This is a genomic window from Pseudoalteromonas sp. (assembly GCF_036960685.1).
GTDB lineage: Bacteria > Pseudomonadota > Gammaproteobacteria > Enterobacterales > Alteromonadaceae > Pseudoalteromonas.
Window position 1 is genome coordinate 23,658 of sequence record NZ_JBALXK010000021.1, and the last position, 18,730, is coordinate 42,387.

The following is an 18,730-nucleotide window of genomic DNA, read 5'->3' on the forward strand; positions in this document are numbered from 1 at the left end:
ATGCATCCCTTTTTGGAAAAAGCGCAACAATTAAAACAGCAACTAAATTGGTCGCTGATTTTTGGAGTAAGTTTTTTTCTGGTTGTGGTTTTTAGCATAGTGCAAATCACCAGTGGCGTTAGGCAGTGGTTGGTTGAAAATAAAGACGCACAAATAAAGCATTTATCGGTATTGGGTAAGCCTCAGTATACCGACGAAAAAGCGATTATTAGTGCGATTAAAAAAGCCGACTTATCGAGTTTTTTTGATTTAGATGTAAAAAAAATACAGCATTTAGTTCAGGACTTGCCATGGGTTGCAACAGCATCAGTGCGTAAACAGTGGCCAGATACATTACAAGTGTATGTGGTTGAGCATCACGCAGTGGCTATTTGGAACAGTGATTTATTACTGAACCAAAGCGGTGAAGTGTTTGAAGCCAGTAGCGATAAGCTCGCAGAGCAATTGCCTCAACTTTATGGCCCTGAAGGTAGCGAGCTTGAAGCATGGGGCGCCTTTAAGCAGTTTGATGACATGCTTAAAGTGAACAATTTGAAGTTAACGAGTTTGGCATTGTCGGAGCGATTCTCATGGCAATTATGGCTTGATAACGGTATTCGCCTTAAATTAGGGCGCAAAGAGAAAGCTAAGCGGGTACAGCGGTTTATCGATGTTTACCCGCGGATGGAAAAACGTGCAGATGCACAAGTAGATGTAGTGGATTTACGGTATGATACCGGCCTTGCGGTGAGCTGGAAGCTCCTGGAAGAAGCGCAATTACAAAATAAGAGTAAGGCATGACTAAGTCAGCAGAAAGAAACCTCGTGATTGGATTAGACGTTGGCACCTCAAAAGTAGTGGCCACGGTTGGTGAAATCACCGCAGATAACAAACTCAGCATTGTTGGGGTTGGCAGCCAAGTATCCCATGGTATGGATAAAGGCGGCGTAAACGATCTTAATTTAGTGTCTGAGTCTATTCGTCGTGCAATCGATGAAGCAGAGCTGATGGCTGATTGCCGTATCAGCTCTGTGTATTTGGGGATTTCGGGTAAACATATTCAATGTCAAAACGAAAGTGGTGTGGTGGCAATCAATAACACCGAAGTCACCGACGAAGATATTGAGAATGTAATTCATATTGCTCGTTCAGTACCGGTTTCGGCTGAGCGAAAAATGCTCCATGCGCTACCGCAAGAATACAGTATTGATATGCAAGAAGGGATTAAAAACCCGCGTGGTATGAGTGGCGTACGAATGGAAGCCCGTGCTCACATCATTACTTGCTCAAACGATATGGCGAAAAACATTGAAAAATGTGTAGAGCGTTGTGGTCTTGAGGTTGATCAACTGATTTTCACTGCGCTTGCTTCGTGTTACTCGGTATTAACCGATGATGAAAAAGAACTCGGTGTTGCGGTACTCGATATCGGCGGCGGCACTATGGATATCACCATTTATATCAATGGTGCGCTGCGTCATTCAGCTGTTATCCCTGTAGCGGGTAATCAAGTGACGGGCGATATTGCAAAAATATTTCGTACACCGATATCACATGCTGAATCACTCAAGGTACAATACGCGTGTGCAAGTAGCCAAATGGCCAGCAGCGAAGAGACAATAGAAGTACCAAGTGTTGGCGGTAGACCTGCGCGATTAATGTCGCGTCATACCTTATCAGAGGTGGTTGAGCCACGTTTTAGAGAATTATTTGAACTGGCGATGGAAGAAATTCATCGTTCAGGATTAGCAGACCAAATTGCAGCAGGACTCGTCATTACTGGCGGTAGTGCTAAAATGGCTGGCGCGATGGAAGTGGCAGAAGACATCTTCCAGATGCCAGTGAGAATAGGCAAACCAATCGGGATGGTTGGTTTGACTGATTATGTAGATGACCCTTCATATGCAACGGCGGTGGGCTTATTACAGTATGGCCGCACAATGCAATCGATGAATGCACAAAAATCGAAACCTGAAGGCGATAACAATTGGTGGAACCGTATTACGAAGTGGTTCCAAGGCGAGTTTTAATACTCAAGTCGGAGAGTAAACATGTTTGATATGATGGAACAACACAGCGAAGAAGCTGTCATAAAAGTAATTGGCGTGGGCGGTGGCGGCGGTAACGCAGTCGAGCACATGGTTAAGCAACAAATTGAAGGCGTACGTTTTATTGCTGCCAATACGGATGCACAAGCATTACGTAATTCATCGGCAGATATTACCGTACAGCTAGGCACGCAGATCACCTCTGGTTTAGGTGCTGGGGCAAATCCTGAAGTCGGCCGTAATTCAGCAGAAGAAGATGCGGAAACTATTCGTGCCAGCCTTGAAGGGGCCGATATGGTATTTATCGCCGCTGGTATGGGTGGTGGTACTGGTACTGGTGCTGCACCTGTGGTTGCAAAAATAGCTAAAGAGTTAGGCATTCTAACTGTAGCAGTAGTAACGCGTCCGTTCGATTTTGAAGGTAAAAAGCGTGCTGCAGCGGCTGAACAAGGTATTAACGAATTGTCAGAAATTGTAGATTCTCTTATTACAATTCCTAACAATAAATTGCTTAAAGTATTAGGCAAAGGGACTACACTATTAGATGCGTTCGCTAAAGCGAATGATGTGCTATTTGGTGCGGTACAAGGTATTGCGGAACTGATCACTCGTTCTGGTTTGATCAACGTGGATTTCGCCGACGTACGTACAGTAATGTCAGCAATGGGTACTGCCATGATGGGCACAGCGTCAGCGTCTGGTCCTGATCGTGCACAAGAAGCAGCAGAAGCCGCTATCTCAAGCCCATTACTTGAAGACGTTGATTTAACAGGTGCTAAAGGTATCTTGGTTAATATCACCGCCGGTATGGATATCGCGATTGAAGAATTTGAAATTGTTGGTAACCACGTTAAAGCACTAGCGTCAGAAAACGCGACGGTTGTTGTGGGTGCCGTGATTGACCCTGAAATGACTGATGAATTACGTGTAACGGTTGTTGCTACTGGCTTAGGTGGCGATCGTCGTCCACAGTTTGGTATTGTTGATAACGGCTTTAAAAAAGCATCAGGCTCTGATGTTAGCGGTTCAGCAGGCCAAACAAGCAGCATGTATGTGCCAAGTTTTGCCAGCCAAGGTAGCAGTGAAGAAGTAACCGCTGCACCCAGTGTTGAAAAACATGAGTCAAGCATGACAACGCAAAGTAATAGTAGTTTATCAAAAACGAGTGAAAGCAGTAAAAAGTCTGATAAATCAGAAGGTGGCGATTATTTCGACATCCCTGCATTTTTAAGAAAACAGGCCGATTAAGCAAATAAATAAAATTATTTTGCTTGAAAAGTAATCGAATTTGGCAGCTGGTCGTATATGTGATACAATCGGTAGTCTAACTGTAACTATAAGTGAGCGAAGCTATGATTAAACAGCGTACGATTGCAGAAATAGTCAAAGCCATAGGAATTGGACTTCATAAAGGTGAGAAGGTCACAATAACTCTCCGACCTGCGAGCGCAAATACTGGGATTGTATTTCGTCGTGTCGACCTTGATCCGGTTGTTGATTTTGAAACAACGCCTGAAGCCGTTGGCGATACGCAATTGTGTACCTGTTTAACTAACAAAGATGGCGTTCGCTTATCTACGACTGAGCACCTTATTGCGGCAGTAGCGGCAATGGGTATTGATAATCTGATCGTTGAATTAGATAGCTCAGAAGTGCCAATTATGGATGGTAGTGCATTACCATTCATATATTTGTTACAAAAAGGCGGCATTGCAGAGCAAAATGCGGCTAAGCGCTTTATTCGTATTAAAGAGAAAGTACGTATTGAAGAAGGCGATAAATGGGCCGAGATCGAACCTTATGATGGTTTCCATATCGACTTTGAAATTGCTTTTGACCACCCGGCAATTAATGAAAGCCGCCAACGTATCGGTTTAGATATTACGGCACAAAGCTTCACTGAAGAAATTAGCCGCGCGCGTACTTTCGGTTTTATGAAAGACATTGAATATATGCATGCCAACAACCTAGCTTTAGGTGGCAGCATGGATAACGCGGTAGTATTGGATGAGTTTAAAGTACTTAATCCTAACGGTCTGCGTTACAGCGATGAGTTTGTTAAGCATAAGATTCTAGACTGTGTTGGTGACATGTTTATGACAGGTCACAACATTTTAGGCAAAATTACTGCCTATAAGTCAGGCCATGACTTAAACAACAAGTTACTGCGTAAAATTATGGCAACTGAGTCAGCATGGGAATGGGCTACATTTGATACCCCAGTTACTATGCCAGCACCGGGCCTAGAAGTAGCGATAGCTTAATCGCAACCGCTTACCACAGTTATAAAAAATGACGCTTAATAGCGTCATTTTTTTGCTTTTTCTACAAGCCTAAAAGCCTTTGTAACTGCACCAGTTCAGTTACTTGGTAGGTTGGCTTTATATCAGCAGGTAACTCTATATTTGGGTGCTGTAACCAACAGGTATCTATACCTGCATTCATACCACCGAGAATATCACTACTGGCAGTATCACCGACCATTAAAATATGCTCTTTAGCAGGGTTACCCATAAGCTCAAATGTGTGGTCAAAGATTTCTACAGCAGGCTTTGCTATCCCTACTTGCTCTGAGATAACCAGCCAATGAAACATATCTTTTAATCCCGTGTGCGCTAAGCGACGGGCTTGTAACTGCGTAAAGCCATTAGTAATGATACCAAGCTTCGCATGAGGTTTAAGTTTAGTGAGCAGCTCTACAGCACCAGGTAAGGGCTGGCAAATTTCAGCCATTGCTGTTAAAAAATCATCATTGAGTGTTTGAGCTGGCACGTTTAGTTTAGCTGCCCACTCACTAAAACGTGTTATTTGTAAGTGCGACGCTGTGATTTTATTGTCTTGATAGGCAAGCCACAGTGATTTATTGGTTACTTGGTAATGTTGGTAATCACTGTCAGTAAAATCCACACCGTAATTGGAGAACATTCTGTTTAAGCCCGCGAAGGCATTGAAACTGAATAGTGTTTCATCGGCGTCAAATAATACGTGGGTATATTTCATTAAACTTCCTTAGCATAAAGTGCAGGGTGTAAAAAAGGCGCCATGGCAAGAGTGAGTGCTTGGGTGTAGGTACTTTCTCGGGTGGCAATATGATTGGTTAATAAGCCGATTGCTCCACCTTGCTGTTTGATGTTGGTGGTATTAAATGCACTATCCATCACATCACCCAGTTCTTTGCCTTGTAATAACGCGTTATACAGGCTTGGTGGTAAAGGCAAGTTACTGCTGCGACCAATTGCGCGCTGGTGGGTGTTGGCGATCACCACAAATGCAAAGGTTGCTGGGCCATAACTAAACTGCTCAGCACCACCTTCCATTGCTACGTAATAATCTGCTTGGTGATGCTGTTGACAATGTAGTACACGGTTTTCTGCGCCAATACGGGTTTCATCTTCACCGATTGGTTGATCTGGTACTTGTGAAGGCGCATCAATCCCTTGGCAATCAATTGTCATATCAGGATAGTAGAGAGAGAAAATACTGCGTGCGGCATTTATTTTAACCGGATTTTTTGAACCAACAAGAATGCGTAATGATTGTGCCATGCTGACATCTCCTTTTATGATGAAGTCAGCAGTTTACATAAGCTATTTATTTCAGCAAGGGAGTTTTCTGATCAGCTGGGCAGTAGCTAAATAAATTAACCTTGAGCTTAAATTGGTAAATCAACCGGGGCTAATTCGGCAAGCGCGCGCTTTTTAAGGATGATATCTTTGATAAGTGGTGTTAATACTAACTCCATGGCAAGTCCCATTTTTCCGCCTGGTACAACTAAGGTGTTGATCCGTGACATAAAGCTGCCTTCAATCATACGTAGGTAATACGGGAAATCGACGTCATCTATGCCACGAAAACGAATAACCACAAAGCTTTCATCAAGCGATGGAATATCTTTTGCGCTAAATGGGTTGGAAGTATCAACAGTTGGTACACGTTGAAAGTTTATGTGCGTGCGTGAGAACTGTGGCGTAATGTGATTAATGTAATCATCCATACTGCGCACAATTGAGCCCATTACGGCTTCTCGAGAGTGACCACGTTCAGAAGTATCGCGGATCAGTTTTTGGATCCACTCAAGGTTAATAATTGGCACCATGCCAATGAGTAAATCAACATGTTTTGCTACGTCATGATTTTCATCGACAACGCCACCATGCAGCCCTTCGTAGAATAAAATATCAGTACTTGCCTCTAATTCTTGCCACGGCGTAAACGTACCGGGCAATTGATTGTATGGTACTGCTTCATCAAAAGTGTGCAAATAACGGCGTAACTTACCTGCGCCAGTGTCGCCATAGGTGCTGAATAAGCTTTCCAGAGCGGCAAAATCATTCGCTTCACGACCAAAGTAACTTATGTGCTTACCTTCTTGCTGTGCTTCGCGAACTTTTTTATCCATCTCAGGGCGAGTATAGCGATGAAAACTGTCGCCTTCTATAAATGCGGCCTCAATATTAAGACTACGAAATATATGCTTAATAGCACTTGTCGTGGTGGTAGTACCTGCACCAGATGAACCAGTGATCGCAATAATAGGGTGTTTAGCTGACATAATTGTTCTCGTTATTATGGTCTAGTCATTTATAAAGGGCTTAGTAGAGTAGGTCAAGTGACAGAGGGAGTTAATTAACGCTATTATAGAGTGAGAATAATAACGAGAGACCCACATGAAATTGATTTCACCTTGGTTAAGTTTAGTTGCCACCCTTGTAACTACCCCTTATACAGCTTTGGCAGCGATGCCAAAGAGCGAAATTCTGCTTGCTAAACTTAACACGGAATACGGGTTACAAGTAAGCCGTATAACTAATAATGATGTTTATAATAACCAACCGTTACTTACTCAAAGTGGTATTTATTTTACCAAAGAAGTGCTAATCGATGGTCAAAGCCAAACCGATCTGGCTTTTTATGATTTTAGTAATCAGCAAGTTGTAAACTTAACAAATACGCCTGTCAGTGAATACTCGCCAACGTTAACCCCAACTGGTGATGCACTTTCAGCAATTGTGGTTGAGGCTGATGGAAAGCAAAAATTATGGCAATACCCGTTTGATCATAACATAACACCGAGTCGTATTTTTGAGTGGGTAGAGCCAGTTGGTTACCATGCTTGGGGAGCTAAAAATGACATGGTAATGTTTATTTTAGGCGAACCTCATACCTTACAATATACTCAAGTAGCAGCGGCGAAGCCTAAGGTTGTTGCGCAGAATATAGGGCGTACATTGACTTTCAACCAGACTCTTGGGGCTTATACATTTAGTTATAACAAAGCAAACCAGCACTGGTTAGCCAGTTATGATCCGCGACAAGATGCCGTAACTGATCTGTTTCGTTTACCACAGCATGTGCAAGATTACGCATTTAAAGACGCTAACACGGTTATTTATGCCGTCGGTGGCCGTGTCTACCAACGCCGGTTAACTAACCCAGAACCGGTTTCACTGTGGCTTGATTTAACGCCTTACTGCGATAGTCATATTACCCGTATGAGCTATTTAAATGAACAGCTCGCCTTTGTATGTGCTAAATAAGATAATACTTTGCAAGAACTTAGCTGTACTGTAGTTTACAGCTAACAGCCTAATGAGAAACAAGGATAATAATGTCAGCTAGTCCAGAGCAAATCAATGAGCAACTAATAGCATTAGAATGCCGCAGCAATTTTAAAATTAAAAACATTACTGAATACATGTTACCTAAATCAAAAGAAGCTATTTATCTGCATATAGAAGGGGGGCAAGCTAAGTTAGTACTTCGCCCTGCGTTAGAAGTTTTTAGTGATGATTTTAATAAAATAGAGGGTGTTAGCCGCATCGCAGGTTTTTTTCATAGTAGTGAGATGACTCGCTTTCCAACTCGTATATTTAAAAGCACCAACCCAATTCACTATGGTATTGGTTTTAAAATGAGCAGCGTTGAAGGCGCGAAAGAATTTATCACTTCACTCATCAAAATTATTAACGGCTAGCTTGAGCTTATTGATAGTAAAGCTAAGTAATAGATATAAAAAACGGCAAGCCACTGGCTTGCCGTTTTTGTTGATATATAAATTAACGTTTTAAGAAGCTATTAACAGAATCTAATTCACGCTCTTTAAGTGAGATACAATTATTCACGCTTTCTTCAAGTTTACTTAAAGTACGCGCATAACCTGGTTCGTCAGCAATTTTACTCATAAAGAAGCTTTGCGTTTTCGCTAAGCTGCTTGCACTACAACCTGAAGTTGTAAAGTAAGGTAGGTTAGGCACAAAGAAAGGTGGCAAATTAGCCGCTACTTTATCGTAATTTTCATATACCCAATTGATAAATAAGCTTTCACGGGGTTTGCTATACATTTGACCCGACATGATCGTACGCATATCTGATGCAGTAACATCGTCAGTTAAGCTGTAATTTAACACTTTAGTTTGCAGCTCTGCTTTACCAAAGTAACTCATTGCAGCGAGCATTTTTGTGCGCACTTGCGGATCTTTAGTGGTTTTAAAGGTATTTATATAGGCATCAAGTAAGTTCTGGTCACCATGAAATGCCGCTAAATTTAAGTAAGTTGATGCTAAGTATGGATCAACTTTTTCAGGATTGTTTAAGTATACACGGGCTTGTGCTTTGGCGGTGTTTATCACGCTTTTGTCTTCACCATCAAAGCCTAAGCGGGTCACTACTTGCGTACGCAATTGTGCAATGGCAGCATCTTCATCGACTTTCGCAGTTAAACCATATTGTTTTGCTGCAGGCATGATGCTTTTACGAATAAATTCAGGCCACAGGTCTTGGTTGCTTTCATCTTCAAAAGTACGTTTTTGCGCAGCTAAATACCCTAGTGCAGTGTTGGCAACGCGAGGGTGTTTATCACTTACGAATACTTCTAACGTTTGCATTAAATGGGCTGCTGAAATAACACCGGCATCCAATAATGCATCAGCGGCAGAGAGCAACGCTAAGCGCTCACGCACAGTGAGTGACTCGGCTGCATGCTCAATTAGTGAAGCAAATTGTTTATCATCCATTACCCAGCGGTAATAACCCAAGGCGCCTTGATCTGGATAAATCCACTCTGGCTCAAATTCAAGCTCAACAGTTTGGTTGGCTTTACTTAGTAATACATTAGCGGTTTTAACTTTGTCGCCTGCACCGTATTTTATTGCTACAGGTACATTCCAAAGCTGTGCTGGCGCGTCAACTCCTGCATTAGTAAAGCGGCTTTGATTAATGCTCAGCGTTTTACCTTGCTGAGTCACTTTAACAAGTGGGAATGAAGACTGTTCGATGAACGACTTTAATACGCTTGCTACATCTTTGTTTGATGCTTTACCAAGTGCTTGCCATAAATCAGCCGCTTCCGCATTCTTATAAGAGAACTCTTTTAAATATGCTTGAATACCTTGTTGGAATGCCTCTTCGCCAATCCAGTTTTCAACCATCGCTAGTACTGAGCTACCTTTGCTGTAAGCAAGCCCTAAGCCATCCATGATATCAGCTTCAGTTTTAATAGGCTTACGAATTGGCTTGGTGCTTAAACGCGCATCTAATGCCATAACATTATTTTGCGGCAGGTCTAAATGTGACTCAAACTCTGGATTAAGTTGCGCAGTGATTTTGGCTGCCATCCAACTTGCAAACGCTTCGTTTAGCCATAAGTCATTCCACCATTTCATGGTGACTAAGTTACCGTACCATTGATGAGCAAGTTCGTGAGCAATAATCGACACATTACGTTGTTTTTTACTGCGCGTAGCGGTGGCTAAATCAAGCAGTAAAATATCTTCACGGTAGGTCACTAAACCTGCATTTTCCATCGCGCCAAATGGAAACTCTGGCACCGCGACTGAATCTAGCTTTTTATATACGTACGGAATGCCAAAATAATTCTCAAGGGCAGCCAATACTTTTGGCATTGCTTGCTCGGCGTAGGCGCCTAAATGAATTTTACCTTGTGGAGTGATCACTCGCCCTGGAATAGGCATCCCTTTGACTTCACGCTCTTCAAATGGACCCACTGCCATTGCTACTAAATACGATGGAATTGGTGGTGTCTTATCAAAGTAGTGGGTGGTCATTTCACCATTTTCAGTGGTTTTTAGTTCTGGGGTGTTGGCATACACTTTTTGTGAACTAGGCGCTGTAATCGTTAGTTGAAATGGAATTTTATAGCTTGGCTCATCGAATACCGGAAAAGCACGGCGCGCATCGCTCATTTCAAACTGAGTAAATAAATAAGGCACACCTTGATCTAAGGTTTTATATAAACCAACACTTTGGCGGTTATAAGGCGCGGTAAAATCAACTTTTAGAGTGTATTTTCCAGGTTGGATCTGTTCTTCACAGCTGAACTTAACTTTGCCAGTTTTAAGCATTTCAGTGCTTAAATCACAGTTTTCATCACCTAATAATTTTGCCATTTGTGCTGCATAGTCAACACCGTTAAGCTCAATATAGTTAGTTGGTTTAAGCACTTCAAGGGCTATTTCGGTCATACCTGAGAACGTATCTTGAGCAGGGTCGAGGGTTAAAGAAACGTGTTGTGAGCTTGGTTTGGCGAGTTTTTCGAGGACAAACTCATTGGCATGGGCTGAACTGACAGCAACGGCCACGCTCAGAGTCAGTAGGCTTTTAATAAACATAGGGCACCTGGATTTTTCTTGTTAGAAGTTATGTACCAAAGCTTTAAAAAGAGTGCTTTGGCAGCGTCTTTTCTATCCTAGCAGTTTTTTTATCTATGAGTAATACCAATCGTGTTAAGTTACTGACCATTTATAGCGACAGAAAAATATAGTGATAACAAGGCAGAAATTTTGACATGTAGTTGTTCTACATGAAAAATTACTAACGCAGTTAGCGCTTTATTTAGCGTGCTAGAATGGTTAAATATTTAAGTCGATTGGTATAATGAGCTAGTTAGTAACAAAGTTTGTCAAACTGCGTGACGTTGCACAAAGCGCTGCCAGTGGATCTGTGGGTTAACCACGCGAAGCTGTTGGGTAATGTGGTTTAGCTGTGCTAAGTCGTTAAACTCGTACTGCTCGTATTCATTAAAGCCAAGCAAATAATTAAAAGCATCTTTATTATTTGCCTGAATGGCATAAATACGAATTTGCTGCTCAAAATTGAGCCGTAAGCTACTGACCGCGGTTTTCATGCCGAGTTGATCGATACTGGGGATATCACACTTTTGTAAGTAGCCGGCACGTTCTCCTTCACCAGAGAACCAAATGCGCACCTTCTCACTGTAACGACCTGATTTTGCAGGTAAGTCAAATAGTAATCGAGTGTGATTTTGTTGTTTTACTAAGGCGATATAGTCATTTAAACCGGCATCAAACAGGGCTTGATGAATAGGCACAATACGCGCCTTAATTTTACCGTGAGTATGAAAATGAAAACAAAATACCTGTTGGTGTTCAACGATGTCATCCAGTTGCAAATGACCAATTTCGTCACTGTAGGCACCGCTATAATAGGCGATTAATGGCAGCCAAAAATGCCAATGTTTTGCTTGTTCACGAGGTAGACGTTGATCACCATAAATATAGCCATGGTAAAGCGTATGTAGTTCCATAGCGGAAAAAGGGCGACGACCAAGATGGGATTTCAACGTAATACCCTGAAAGTAAATATGTGCGTTAGTTTATACCCAAGTGTTCGGGAAATAAACCAACGCATTAAAGCAATGTTAAATAATGCTTATTCGCTTAACGCGCGTGCTAATCCAACTGGTTCGATTTCAACACAGACTTGATCGTCATTCCAGTTTAGGCCTACAAGTGCATCATCTTCTTTAAGGTCTTCAACCCAATCATCTAAAAATTCATCTAAGGTAATTTCAAGCGGACTGTAATCAGCCCATTCTTCTTTACACTGGGCTTTTGCCGTAGCTTCACTTTCCCATAATAGCAGTACATCGGTGTTTTCAAATTGGTTAGAATCACAAACCACAAAACCGCCATCTTCAGCACCGAGTGCCCATAGTTTTTCACTTAGGCGTACTTTTTCTACAAAACTAACTAGTTCTGATTCTATTTCGATATCACTCATGTGTTTACCCTTAATGTTAAATTCGAGGATCAGTTTGCTGTGCGACAGTATGTTGACTGTATGAACGGTGAAACTCAATTAAGTTACTAAATGGAGTAAGATCAACCAGCTCACGAAAGCAAATCCAATCAAGTAAGCAGTATAAACTGATGCACAAGTATTCACAGCTTTTAAATTCATGATCAGTTAAATGACTATTTAAATAGCTTAATGTTTCAGCAATGCGTTCGTTTTGGAGATTAAAAAATAATTTATCTTGTGTGGTATCAAAGCCTGAGCGTTGGCACAATAACAGTTCAACAAGCGAATCATTGCAGCCATTAATAGTGCTAAGTAAGTGCTCCTGTTGCCAGCTAAGGCGAGGATGAGCATGCTGCTCAAGTAAAAAACGGATAATGTTATTTGAATCCGCAAGTGTGTGCTGCTTGGTGATTAGCACCGGAATTTTACGGGCAGGGTTGTTTTTGATCATTAATTGGCGATCGTGCTCAGCGAAAATATCGAGATTGATAAACTCCAATTCGCAGTGATTTAATAATGCCCAAATACGAATGCGGCGTACAAATGGTGAGGTTGTTGAGCCTAATAATTGCATATGCTTACCTGTAACATAAAAATAAAGCCGCAGAGGCGGCTTTATTCAAATTAGTTGAAAACTAATATTATTCTGAGCGGCTGGTTACTTCAAGTAAGTGGTAACCAAACTGAGTTTGTACTGGGCCTTGTACTTGATTAATTGGAGCTGAAAATACCACTTTATCAAATTCAGGCACCATCATTCCTGGGCCAAATTCACCTAACGCGCCACCATCCTGACCTGAAGGGCAGTTAGAGTGTAGTTTAGCTAATTCTGCAAAGTCTTCACCTTGCTCAATTTTGCTTTTTAAATCTAAGCACTGCGCTTCGCTGTCTACTAATATGTGTCTTGCACTTGCCACTGTCATAAAATCTCCCGTTTAAGGTGGTGTTTTTTTAATCAAATCTTTAGTTATTCTAGTCTAATACTAATGCCTTGTACCAGTATTAATTTAAATATCCGAAATTGCTTGCTCAACGGCTTTTACGATAGCGTCAGAATCTGGTTTGGCTTTGCTGTTAAAGCGGGTTACCTGTTTACGATCTGCAGAGACTAAATATTTGTAGAAATTCCAATTGGGTGAGCTGGTTTGAGCATTTAAATGTTGAAAAATAGGGTTAGCATCACTGCCGCGCACTGCGGTGGTAGCAAACATTGGGAAGGTTACACCATAATTGATAAAGCAGACTTTTGCGGTGTCTTTTTCATCATCTTCTTCTTGAAAAAAATCATCTGATGGAAAACCCAAGATCACTAAGCCTTGATCTTGATATTTTTGATACAGTGCCTCTAATCCTTCAAATTGTGGAGTAAAGCCACAGTTGCTGGCGGTGTTGACGATTAACAATGGTTTGTTCTTAAATTGGCATAGATTGATGCTCTCTTTAGAGCGTAATTTACGCATGCTGACATTGGTAAAGTCTTCGCACTGGGCTTCGGGCTCTTCAGTCGGTGAACTTGTTTCAGCATGAACATAGATACTGCTACTAAATAATGCGGTACAGAGTAATAATTTTTTAAACATAGCGATTCCTAGCTGGTGGTTGCTATAGCTGATACGTTATTATGTGCGCAACTGATCAATAACCACAAAAAAATTTAATGACAACTCGATTAGCGACTAGTAGTGACTTGCCAACCATTGTTGCAATTTATAATGAAACCATCGCCAGCAGAATGGTCACCGCTGACACCGAAGAAGTAACAGTAGCACAAAAACAAAGTTGGTTTGATAGCCATACTGCGATGCGGCCTATTTATGTGTATGAGCAAAATGCTAAAGTGGTTGCGTGGTTGAGTTATAAATCATTTTATGGTCGTCCAGCCTACGATGGTACCGTTGAAATCAGTATCTATATTACTGGCAGTGCACAAGGACAAGGGCTGGGTAAGCTCTTACTCAAATTTGCAGAGAAGCAAGCTCTGCAACTAAATATTAAAGTGTTATTAGCCTTTATATTTAGCCACAATATTCCCAGCATTAAATTGTTTGAAGTGTTTAAATATCAACAGTGGGGAAAGCTCCCTAACGTGGCTATTATGGATGGCAACCACTATAGCTTAACGATATTAGGTAAGCATTTAGAATAGTGTTTTTTAGTTATACTAGGAAAATAATCTTTTTGATTATGTGAATACAGAAAACTTAGGCTACGCTTTTATCTGGTTAAGTAGATGAGAGTGTGGTCAAAGTAGTGCGAAAAATATTAATTGTTGATAGCAGTAGTGTTTTAGCAATGCGGATCAAGGTATTGCTAGAATTAATTGGCTGTGAAGTTGAATTAATTCATTTTTCAATGCTAAAAGAATGCACAGCATTTAACTCCTACGATTTAGTGGCTGTTGCACATGGTGTGCCAGTGGCTATAGCAAGTTTATTGGTCGCAGAGGTAAGCTCAGAACATATTTTGCTGTTGGCACCTAAAGTTGAAAATAGTGAGCAGCTATCTGCATTTAGCGAGCTGAACCGACTAGTACCTAATGCGATTGTGATCTACCCCTTCTTCGCGAATAAAGAAATTAGCACCTTGCTGGAAAGTGTTTTAGAGCTTGGCACTGATAGCACTTTACAGTTACCCACAGTGTTACTCGTTGACCATATTCCTGAGCGGCTTGAGAAGGTAGCTAACAGTTTGTTAGGCGCCCATATTAAAACGATTACCGCCAATAGTATTAGCTCTGCGGTAAGCCAGTCCCATGGTCAGAAAATTGATCTGTTATTGAGTGACTTTAGCTTGCCTGATGGCTCAGGAATTGAAGTATTTGTAACACTCAAAGCCCATCATCCGCAATGTCGTTGTTTACTTTTTACCTCAAAGCCAAATCAAGTATCCATGATTGAAGCAATTCGCCAAGGTGTTGAAGACGTATTAGTAAAGCCCATCAATGAAAATATGTTACTGCAATCAGTGCATAAGCTTTGGCAAACCGAATTACTAAAGCGCCATAATATTGAGCTGGTTGAACGTCTACAAGATACTGTTGATGCACTTATTGATAAAGATAGTTTGCTACGTGTTATTTATAAGCATACTCCTGATGCGATCATGCTGTTTGAGCGTAATGGCGAAGTTATTGAAGCAAATGATGCTTGCTCTAAATTGTTTAGGTTGTCCGCGAAGGAGCTTCAGGGCCGCTCTGTCTTTACTTTGTTAGATGGTGCCTCGGCTGAAAAAATTAAGGAGAAAGTCGCGACTTTAAATCAAAACCGTCAATTTAGTTGTGACTTGAATTTGCCTATGGAAGGGGAAGAAAGCATACCGTTAGTTGGCTCGTTTAATGAAATAGATCACCATGGTGAAATTGCCTTGGCTGTGATTTTTAAAAACGTTACGCACCTAAAACATAAAGAAGACCTTTTATTAGAGGCAAAAGATATGCTTGAAGAGCAAGTGCGAGCGCGCACCTCGCAATTAGAGCATGCTAAAAATGTTGCAGAAGCGGCAAACCTCAGTAAGTCGGAATTTCTTGCCAATATGTCCCATGAATTACGTACACCTATGCATTCAATCTTAAGTTTTGCCCGCTTTGGTTTAGATAAGCTTGGCAAAGGAGATATTGCGGTCGAAAAATTACAAAAATATTTGTCGCGGATTGAATGCAGTGGTGAGCGGTTACTGTCATTACTTAATAACTTACTCGACTTATCGAAACTAGATGTCGGTAAATTTCCTTTTAATCCACGTCCACATAATCTTAATAGTATTGTTAAAGCCAGTATTGATGATGTCTCAGGTACTGCGATGGAAAAAGAGATTGAGGTACGATTTTTACCACCAAAACCCGCAATCATTATTGACTGCGATGAAGAACAAATAAGTCAGTTATTACGAAATATATTAGGTAATGCGTTGAAATTCAGTGAACCTCATAGTCGCATTGAAGTAGTTTTAACTAATCAGCAAGAGCACGTAATTATTGAAGTGATCGACAGTGGTATTGGCATACCCGATAATGAACTTGAGCATGTATTTGCAAAATTTGTACAAAGCAGCAAAACAAATAGCGGGGCTGGTGGAACTGGGCTCGGTCTGGCTTTATGTCGTGAATTTGTATCATTACATGATGGGGAAATTACTGCTCATAATAACAGTTATGGAGGCACTACTATTCGTGTCAGTTTGCCTTTCGAAATAAAAAATTCAGTTAAGTGAAATAAATTACTTAGTTGTACTGGTAAGTGCAATGTTTACGACTAAACTATTAAAATGAATTATGAAATGGATGATAATAATGCCTTTAACACGAATACTAGCTGTTGATGACGAGCCTTTTAATTTAGAAATTATAGAAGAGATATTGCTCGATCTTGAGTTTGAGTTGAAGATGGTAAATAGCGGGCCTGAGTGCCTTGCGACAGTAGAAGACTTTGCACCCCAGGTTATTCTTCTGGATGTGAGCATGCCACAAATGAACGGTTATGAGGTGTGTCGAAAACTCAAAGCAAATCCCAGCACAGCTCATATTATCGTAATGTTTGTGTCAGCCAGAGGCACTGTAGAAGAACGTATGGAAGGTTATTCTGTTGGTGGCGAAGATTACATTGTTAAGCCGTTTGGCCACGATGAACTGAGATCAAAATTGAGGATCTTGAATCAAGTTCTTATTGATAAAGAGAATCTCGAACAACAAGTTGAAGATGCTACCTCCACGGCATTTAATGCTATGGCAAATAGCAGTGAAATGGGACAAATCGTTAATTATATTGAAAATATAGGAACGATTAATAATAGCAAAGCGCTCGGCGACGCTTTAGTTCACTGTTTAAAATCGTTTGATCTACAAAGTAATGTTGAGTTTAGAACCCCCTTTTCCGCACCTCAGCACTTCTCCTTAAATGGCACCTGTTCACCCATTGTAATTGAGCTGTTTGATATGCTTAAACACAAAGGCCGACTGCATGAATTTTCTCATCGGATCTTAGTTAACTATGAATTGATAAGTTTATTAATTTTAAACATGCCAGATCATGACCCTGATAAACATGGGCGAATTCGTGATCATGTTTGTTTTATTGTTAGTGTTACAGAGCAACAGTTACGAGCAATTATGACTCGTGAAGCTTTACAGTTGCAGCAATCAAAACTAAATGATGCGATTACTATGGTAAATAGTAAATTTCATGGCTTAATTGATCTATTGAATGACAACCGCAAAAATAACGAAGCGGTATTTAAGCGCCTGCAAGAAGAGCTTGAAGAGCGAATTCCTTCAATGGGACTTGATGAAGATCAGGAAGTATTTATTTATCGTAAAGTTGATGAAGCGATTCAAAACTCAGTGGCTCGAGAAGAGTCTGTTAAGGGCGTAAAAGTGGCTTTTCATGAAATTGAGCAAGACTTGTCTACTCTGTTGAGTAAATAATGTTGAGTAAATAACAAGGTTAATACTTAAATATCAAGAGATAGCAAGCTATGCATCTCTTGGTAGGCCTTTTTCTACGATACGTATTAAGCGCGCGGTTTTTCGTAATAATTTATCTTGTTTTGATCGCTGCTGCTGAAGTGCCCAATCGATATGCTCAATAACCATAGCACTAGATTGTTCACGAGTTGCGGTGAGTACATCAACAATTGTTTGATTAAACTGGGCATTACCTAAACCTACAGCGATATTACGGCGCCAACGCTCATGACCAATGCGGCGAATTGGACTGCCTTCGGTATTTTTTAAAAAGGTAGCTTCATCCCAACTAAATAGCTCGAGCAGGTCTTTATCTTTTAATTGTTTGCGTGGGTGAAAGTCAGTTTCATCGGTGATTTGCCCATAGCGATTCCACGGACAGACAAGTTGGCAGTCGTCACAACCATAAACACGATTGCCTAGTAATGGCCGATATTGTTCAGGAATAGAGCCTTGTAGCTCAATCGTCAAATAAGAGATACATTTACGCGCATCAACCACATAAGGCTCAACAATAGCACCCGTTGGGCATAAGGTTATGCAGGCAACACATTTACCGCAGCCTTCAAATTCATTTGGTTTATCAATGGGCAGTGGAATATCAACAAATAGTTCACCTAAAAAGAACCAAGATCCGGCTTCTTTATTGATCAATAAACTGTGTTTCCCCTGCCAACCCAGTCCGGCTTTTTCAGCTAGTTGTCGCTCAAGTACGGGAGCTGAATCAACAAAAGGGCGAAAGCCCAATTGATCAACATATTGCTCAATTTTTAGAGCAAGTTGCTTAATTCGATTACGCATGAGTTTGTGGTAATCACGGCCAAGTGCATAGCGGCTAATATACGCTTTATCGGTATTTTTAAGAGTTTTAGCAAAGCTTGCATCGGGGGGAAGGTAGTTCATTTTAACCGAAATAACGCGCACAGTACCAGGCACCAGCTCGGCGGGGCGAGCGCGTTTCATACCATGGGCAGCCATGTAATCCATTTCACCGTGATAGCCTAAGTCTAGCCAACGTTGCAGCTGAGCTTCATGTTTGCTCAAATCAATATCAGTAATACCAGCTTCACTAAAGCCAAGCTCTAAGGCCCACTTCTTTATATCTAAAGCAAGTTGTTTGTAATCAGGAGATAGGCTAGTCACACAGGCACATCATGGTCAAAAAATAGCTGCGTAATTTAACACA

At 41.1% G+C, this 18,730-nt stretch carries 19 protein-coding genes; 9 read left to right on the forward strand and 10 right to left on the reverse strand.

Annotation, left to right across the window (positions count from 1 at the left end; all coding sequences use genetic code 11):
• The 4 genes from V7783_RS16010 (at position 1) to lpxC (ending at position 4,291) form a co-directional block, all read left to right on the forward strand.
• Complete coding sequence (locus tag V7783_RS16010; RefSeq protein WP_335679569.1) at positions 1-780, forward strand: cell division protein FtsQ/DivIB; 780 nt, start codon at positions 1-3, stop codon at positions 778-780.
• Positions 777-2,009, forward strand: coding sequence for a cell division protein FtsA (gene ftsA, locus V7783_RS16015; RefSeq protein WP_016709472.1), 1,233 nt, complete (start codon positions 777-779; stop codon positions 2,007-2,009). Before V7783_RS16010 ends, ftsA begins: the two co-directional genes overlap by 4 nt.
• A gap of 21 nt (positions 2,010-2,030) precedes the next feature.
• Complete coding sequence (gene ftsZ / locus V7783_RS16020) at positions 2,031-3,275, forward strand: cell division protein FtsZ (protein WP_335679570.1); 1,245 nt, start codon at positions 2,031-2,033, stop codon at positions 3,273-3,275.
• Positions 3,276-3,379: 104 nt separating this feature from the next.
• A complete protein-coding gene (gene lpxC, locus V7783_RS16025) occupies positions 3,380-4,291 on the forward strand; it encodes a UDP-3-O-acyl-N-acetylglucosamine deacetylase (RefSeq protein WP_335679571.1) in 912 nt (303 codons plus the stop codon).
• Between the two features lie 61 nt (positions 4,292-4,352).
• On the opposite strand, the gene yjjG is transcribed toward lpxC, so the two are convergent.
• From yjjG to V7783_RS16040, 3 genes are all read right to left on the reverse strand, one after another.
• Entirely contained in the window at positions 4,353-5,027 is a 675-nt protein-coding gene (yjjG, locus tag V7783_RS16030) for a pyrimidine 5'-nucleotidase (RefSeq protein WP_335679572.1), read from the reverse strand.
• Entirely contained in the window at positions 5,027-5,572 is a 546-nt protein-coding gene (gene yjjX / locus V7783_RS16035) for an inosine/xanthosine triphosphatase (protein WP_335679573.1), read from the reverse strand. Before yjjX ends, yjjG begins: the two co-directional genes overlap by 1 nt.
• A gap of 107 nt (positions 5,573-5,679) precedes the next feature.
• A complete protein-coding gene (locus V7783_RS16040) occupies positions 5,680-6,579 on the reverse strand; it encodes a phosphoribulokinase (protein WP_335679574.1) in 900 nt (299 codons plus the stop codon).
• 115 nt (positions 6,580-6,694) lie between these two features.
• On the opposite strand from V7783_RS16040, the gene V7783_RS16045 reads away from it, so the two are divergent.
• Both V7783_RS16045 and V7783_RS16050 read left to right on the forward strand, forming a co-directional pair.
• Entirely contained in the window at positions 6,695-7,564 is an 870-nt protein-coding gene (locus V7783_RS16045) for a hypothetical protein (RefSeq protein WP_335679575.1), read from the forward strand.
• A 71-nt stretch (positions 7,565-7,635) separates the two neighbouring features.
• A complete protein-coding gene (locus V7783_RS16050) occupies positions 7,636-8,001 on the forward strand; it encodes a hypothetical protein (RefSeq protein ID WP_335679576.1) in 366 nt (121 codons plus the stop codon).
• Between the two features lie 82 nt (positions 8,002-8,083).
• On the opposite strand, the gene V7783_RS16055 is transcribed toward V7783_RS16050, so the two are convergent.
• From V7783_RS16055 to V7783_RS16080, 6 genes are all read right to left on the reverse strand, one after another.
• Positions 8,084-10,654: a M1 family metallopeptidase gene (locus tag V7783_RS16055; RefSeq protein WP_335679577.1), complete on the reverse strand. Its 2,571-nt coding sequence runs from the start codon at positions 10,652-10,654 to the stop codon at positions 8,084-8,086.
• 290 nt (positions 10,655-10,944) lie between these two features.
• Positions 10,945-11,625: a hypothetical protein gene (locus V7783_RS16060; RefSeq protein ID WP_335679578.1), complete on the reverse strand. Its 681-nt coding sequence runs from the start codon at positions 11,623-11,625 to the stop codon at positions 10,945-10,947.
• 89 nt (positions 11,626-11,714) lie between these two features.
• A complete protein-coding gene (locus V7783_RS16065) occupies positions 11,715-12,065 on the reverse strand; it encodes a DUF2750 domain-containing protein (RefSeq protein ID WP_016709461.1) in 351 nt (116 codons plus the stop codon).
• Positions 12,066-12,081: 16 nt separating this feature from the next.
• On the reverse strand, positions 12,082-12,660 hold the full coding sequence (locus V7783_RS16070) for a glutathione S-transferase family protein (protein WP_335679579.1): 579 nt from the start codon (positions 12,658-12,660) through the stop codon (positions 12,082-12,084).
• A 67-nt stretch (positions 12,661-12,727) separates the two neighbouring features.
• Positions 12,728-13,009 carry a peptidylprolyl isomerase gene (locus V7783_RS16075; protein ID WP_335679580.1) on the reverse strand — a complete coding sequence of 94 codons (282 nt, stop codon included), beginning with the start codon at positions 13,007-13,009 and terminating at the stop codon, positions 12,728-12,730.
• Positions 13,010-13,093: 84 nt separating this feature from the next.
• Positions 13,094-13,666, reverse strand: a complete 573-nt coding sequence (locus V7783_RS16080) for a glutathione peroxidase (RefSeq protein WP_335679581.1) — start codon at positions 13,664-13,666, stop codon at positions 13,094-13,096.
• 77 nt (positions 13,667-13,743) lie between these two features.
• On the opposite strand from V7783_RS16080, the gene V7783_RS16085 reads away from it, so the two are divergent.
• From V7783_RS16085 to V7783_RS16095, 3 genes are all read left to right on the forward strand, one after another.
• On the forward strand, positions 13,744-14,232 hold the full coding sequence (locus V7783_RS16085) for a GNAT family N-acetyltransferase (RefSeq protein ID WP_335679582.1): 489 nt from the start codon (positions 13,744-13,746) through the stop codon (positions 14,230-14,232).
• A gap of 146 nt (positions 14,233-14,378) precedes the next feature.
• Positions 14,379-16,295 (forward strand): ATP-binding protein, encoded by a 1,917-nt coding sequence (locus V7783_RS16090; protein WP_335679623.1) that lies wholly within the window; start codon positions 14,379-14,381, stop codon positions 16,293-16,295.
• Positions 16,296-16,374: 79 nt separating this feature from the next.
• Positions 16,375-17,505 carry a response regulator gene (locus V7783_RS16095; protein WP_335679583.1) on the forward strand — a complete coding sequence of 377 codons (1,131 nt, stop codon included), beginning with the start codon at positions 16,375-16,377 and terminating at the stop codon, positions 17,503-17,505.
• Between the two features lie 48 nt (positions 17,506-17,553).
• On the opposite strand, the gene queG is transcribed toward V7783_RS16095, so the two are convergent.
• Positions 17,554-18,687, reverse strand: coding sequence for a tRNA epoxyqueuosine(34) reductase QueG (queG, locus tag V7783_RS16100; protein ID WP_335679584.1), 1,134 nt, complete (start codon positions 18,685-18,687; stop codon positions 17,554-17,556).
• Positions 18,688-18,730: the final 43 nt, after the last annotated feature.

Excerpts from the sequence above, each read along its gene's own strand:
- V7783_RS16010 (WP_335679569.1), top strand. The coding sequence starts at position 1 with ATGCATCCCTTTTTGGAAAAAGCGCAACAATTAAAACAGCAACTAAAT.
- ftsA (WP_016709472.1), top strand. The coding sequence starts at position 777 with ATGACTAAGTCAGCAGAAAGAAACCTCGTGATTGGATTAGACGTTGGC.
- ftsZ (WP_335679570.1), top strand. The coding sequence starts at position 2,031 with ATGTTTGATATGATGGAACAACACAGCGAAGAAGCTGTCATAAAAGTA.
- lpxC (WP_335679571.1), top strand. The coding sequence starts at position 3,380 with ATGATTAAACAGCGTACGATTGCAGAAATAGTCAAAGCCATAGGAATT.
- yjjG (WP_335679572.1), bottom strand. The coding sequence starts at position 5,027 with ATGAAATATACCCACGTATTATTTGACGCCGATGAAACACTATTCAGT.
- yjjX (WP_335679573.1), bottom strand. The coding sequence starts at position 5,572 with ATGGCACAATCATTACGCATTCTTGTTGGTTCAAAAAATCCGGTTAAA.
- V7783_RS16040 (WP_335679574.1), bottom strand. The coding sequence starts at position 6,579 with ATGTCAGCTAAACACCCTATTATTGCGATCACTGGTTCATCTGGTGCA.
- V7783_RS16045 (WP_335679575.1), top strand. The coding sequence starts at position 6,695 with ATGAAATTGATTTCACCTTGGTTAAGTTTAGTTGCCACCCTTGTAACT.
- V7783_RS16050 (WP_335679576.1), top strand. The coding sequence starts at position 7,636 with ATGTCAGCTAGTCCAGAGCAAATCAATGAGCAACTAATAGCATTAGAA.
- V7783_RS16055 (WP_335679577.1), bottom strand. The coding sequence starts at position 10,654 with ATGTTTATTAAAAGCCTACTGACTCTGAGCGTGGCCGTTGCTGTCAGT.
- V7783_RS16065 (WP_016709461.1), bottom strand. The coding sequence starts at position 12,065 with ATGAGTGATATCGAAATAGAATCAGAACTAGTTAGTTTTGTAGAAAAA.
- V7783_RS16070 (WP_335679579.1), bottom strand. The coding sequence starts at position 12,660 with ATGCAATTATTAGGCTCAACAACCTCACCATTTGTACGCCGCATTCGT.
- V7783_RS16075 (WP_335679580.1), bottom strand. The coding sequence starts at position 13,009 with ATGACAGTGGCAAGTGCAAGACACATATTAGTAGACAGCGAAGCGCAG.
- V7783_RS16080 (WP_335679581.1), bottom strand. The coding sequence starts at position 13,666 with ATGTTTAAAAAATTATTACTCTGTACCGCATTATTTAGTAGCAGTATC.
- V7783_RS16085 (WP_335679582.1), top strand. The coding sequence starts at position 13,744 with ATGACAACTCGATTAGCGACTAGTAGTGACTTGCCAACCATTGTTGCA.
- V7783_RS16090 (WP_335679623.1), top strand. The coding sequence starts at position 14,379 with ATGCGGATCAAGGTATTGCTAGAATTAATTGGCTGTGAAGTTGAATTA.
- V7783_RS16095 (WP_335679583.1), top strand. The coding sequence starts at position 16,375 with ATGCCTTTAACACGAATACTAGCTGTTGATGACGAGCCTTTTAATTTA.